Source organism: thiotrophic endosymbiont of Bathymodiolus puteoserpentis (Logatchev) (assembly GCF_900127505.1).
Classification (GTDB): Bacteria; Pseudomonadota; Gammaproteobacteria; order PS1; family Pseudothioglobaceae; genus Thiodubiliella.
In genome coordinates, this window is the sequence record NZ_UEXF01000058.1 from 54,141 (window position 1) to 57,304 (window position 3,164).

Below are 3,164 nucleotides of genomic sequence, written 5' to 3' on the forward strand. Positions count from 1 at the left end.
GGGGGGAAGTTTAAGGGTTTGAGTTTTTATTTTTTAGCTTTTTGCAAGCAAAAACTCAAACCCTTAAAATGACGATTGTAAGTGGCTTGAGAATTATTGATTCAAATGCTCAAACTGGAATAACGTGGTGGAACTGGACATTTAGAGATACTCAAAATGGTATAAAAAACTTATAAATTAGAGAATAATAGTATATAATCTTTGTAAATTTCATTATACAAGCTGGCTTACCATGACAAATACAATAAACACAACAAAATCCCATATCATACTTGCTAGTATGTTCAAGCAACTTACACATTTTTTTGCGCTTAGTCTTTTAATCACATTTTCTTTGAATGCTTTTTCTGTTGATGATCCTCAGCAACTTAACAAAGAAGAATTAAGTAAAGAAGAGTTAAGCAAAGAAGCGCTAAACAAAAAAGAATTTAACAAAGAAGCCTACTTAGACCTTAGTAAGCCTTACCAGCAAAACAATCCACAGTCTGCCAAGAAAGACAACCAAGCCACCGCTTTACTCAAAGAAGTCGCAGGCACAGCGCGCACCTCCCTAGGCTCTACCAACTCAGACAATGTCGACCAACTGGGTAACAAGATTACCACAGGCATTAGCAATCAACTCAAAAACAAAGCCATTAACAAAACCGAAGGTTTTGTGAACAACAAAGCCAATAAATTTTTAAACGCATTTGGCTCGGGTCGTAGTGAGGTGAGTATTGGTGGGATTAATTCAAAACAACTGAGCTACAGCCTCAAAACCATTCAGCCGATATCTGAGCTTGATGCCAATAGCAAAGCGTTAACTTTTTTTCAGGGTGGCATCGCTTCTAACAAAAGTAGCAAAAGTAATGATAGTCGCCATACCACGATTAACTTAGGTGTTGGTCATCGTCTATTGGTAGAAGACGACATGGCTATCGCAGGCATTAATGTGTTTACCGACTATGAGACCAAGTCCAAGCACAAACGCCTAAGCCTTGGTTTGGAATACCAGCGTACTAACTTTAGTGCCAATATCAATAAATACCATGTATTTTCAGACAAGAAATTAGTCAACAATGCAAAAGAAGGGGCTTGGTCGGGTTATGATATAAAATTCAACGGTCAAGCCCCTTATCTGCCTTGGGTTAAAATCAAAGGCACTTATTATCACTGGGATACCACAACAGGTTCAAACATTAAGGGCAATGTTCTGGGTGTGGATATTGAGCTTACCCCGTCGGTAAGTTTTGAGCTAGGTCAAGAAAATAACAACACCATGGATGCCAAAAGCTACGGCAAACTCACTGTCAAACTACCACTGGGCAACAAACAAAAATTCACCAATTTTGCCATTGCCAGCAAAGCCTTTAAAGACAGCCGTAAAATGGACCTAGGCGCACTTGCTTGGGTGGAGCGTAGTAATAAAATAACGATTGAAGGTNGCTTACCCCGTCGGTAAGTTTTGAGCTAGGTCAAGAAAATAACAACACCATGGATGCCAAAAGCTACGGCAAACTCACTGTCAAACTACCACTGGGCAACAAACAAAAATTCACCAATTTTGCCATTGCCAGCAAAGCCTTTAAAGACAGCAGCAAAATGGACTTAGGCGAGCTTGCTTGGGTAGAGCGTAATAATAAAATAAAAAATAGCACAATTTTGTTTTACGGGCTGACTTACTCACTGGTTACCTCACCTAAATCAGGTAGAGTTTGGCTTGATAGAAATCTAGGCGCCCGTCAAGTTTGTACCTCATCTACAGACGCTGATTGTTATGGTGATTACTACCAATGGGGTCGTGCAAAGGATGGTCATGAATCTAGCACTTCAGACACAACAAAAACACGGGCAAGTTCTATCACTACTCCAGCACCCAATAAATTTATCATTAATCAAGACCCATCCCCTAGCACTCGTGATTGGTCAAATATCGATGGGAATGGCGTGCTCAGAGTAGCTGCTTGGAAAGATGGCGGAGTCAATGACATTTGCCCAGCAGGCTTTAGTGTGCCAAGTATAGTCGAGTTAACGGAATATATTAACAATTTTGGCGTTAAAAATACTGCTACAGCCTTTTCCAGCTTCCTGAAATTGCCAGCTGCTGGCAGTCGTAATGGGTGGGGTGGTAACCTTAACGATCGTGGATCTGCTACCTTCTTGTGGATTGGGGTTAATGTTGCTGGTTCTACTAATAGTGATGCTATGAAGGTTACAAGCACAGGGAATACTAATGTTAATCTTAGTATTGTAAACAGAGCTCGCACTCGAGGCGGGAGTATTCGTTGCATTAAGGACTTATAAGAATTTTGCATAAATAACCAACACTAAGAATATAACATTCAAGTGCTGGTCAGTTATTTTCTTAAAGCGTTTAGTGACACAAAAAACCCAGTCTTTTGACTGGGTTTTTTGTGTACTTTTAATTTTAATAAGGCGTGTTGTTTACAAGATTGATAAAGACAACTTTAGCAACTGAGCTCATTCATTGCACTTGGCTTGTTACGATCAATTAAAGTTTGAGCCTGAAGGTCTTATGCAGTGTGCATTAACTTGGCATTAAAATACCGTGCGTTTTAATTTCAAAAAAATTCATCAGAGTTTTTAAAGATACTCAAATAGTCAAAAAAACTTGCAAAGAAAAAAATGGGGTAATGGTATAATTCTCGCAAATTTCATTACCTGAGCTTACTTGCCATGGCAAACACCCAATTAACTTATTTCTTTAAAAGCACTTTTTCTAAAACCTTAATGCTTGCACTTAGTTTTTTAATTACATTCTCTTTTAGTGCTTTTGCTGCTAAGAGTCCTCAGCCATTTAACAAAGAAGCTTATCTAGACCTTGGTAAGCCTTATACCCACAACTGGAACAACTCACAACTTACCACCAAGAAAGACAACCAAGCCACCACTTTACTCAAAGAAGTCGCAGGCACAACTCGCGCCGCCCTAGGTTCTACCAACTCAGGCAATACCAACCAACTGGGCAAGAAGGTTGCCACAGACATTAAAAACCAAGCCATTAACAAAACCGAAGGTTTTGTGAACAACAAAGCCAATACATTTTTAAACGCATTTGGTGCAGGTCGTAGCGAGGTAAGTATTGGTGGACTGAGCTCAAAAAAACTAAATTACAGCCTCAGAACCATTCAGCCGATATCTGAGCTTGATGCCAATAGCAAAGC

At 39.5% G+C, this 3,164-nt stretch carries 3 protein-coding genes; all 3 read left to right on the forward strand.

Annotated features, from left to right (window positions below; all coding sequences use genetic code 11):
• Nucleotides 1–280 precede the first annotated feature (280 nt).
• Nucleotides 281–1,441 carry an inverse autotransporter beta domain-containing protein gene (locus BHECKSOX2_RS07645; RefSeq protein WP_425356617.1) on the forward strand — a complete coding sequence of 387 codons (1,161 nt, stop codon included), beginning with the start codon at nt 281–283 and terminating at the stop codon, nt 1,439–1,441.
• Between the two features lie 32 nt (nt 1,442–1,473).
• On the forward strand, nt 1,474–2,283 hold the full coding sequence (locus tag BHECKSOX2_RS07650) for a fibrobacter succinogenes major paralogous domain-containing protein (RefSeq protein WP_139683102.1): 810 nt from the start codon (nt 1,474–1,476) through the stop codon (nt 2,281–2,283).
• Nucleotides 2,284–2,676: 393 nt separating this feature from the next.
• On the forward strand, nt 2,677–3,164 hold a 488-nt coding region (locus BHECKSOX2_RS07655), incomplete at its 3' end, for a hypothetical protein (protein ID WP_180323714.1).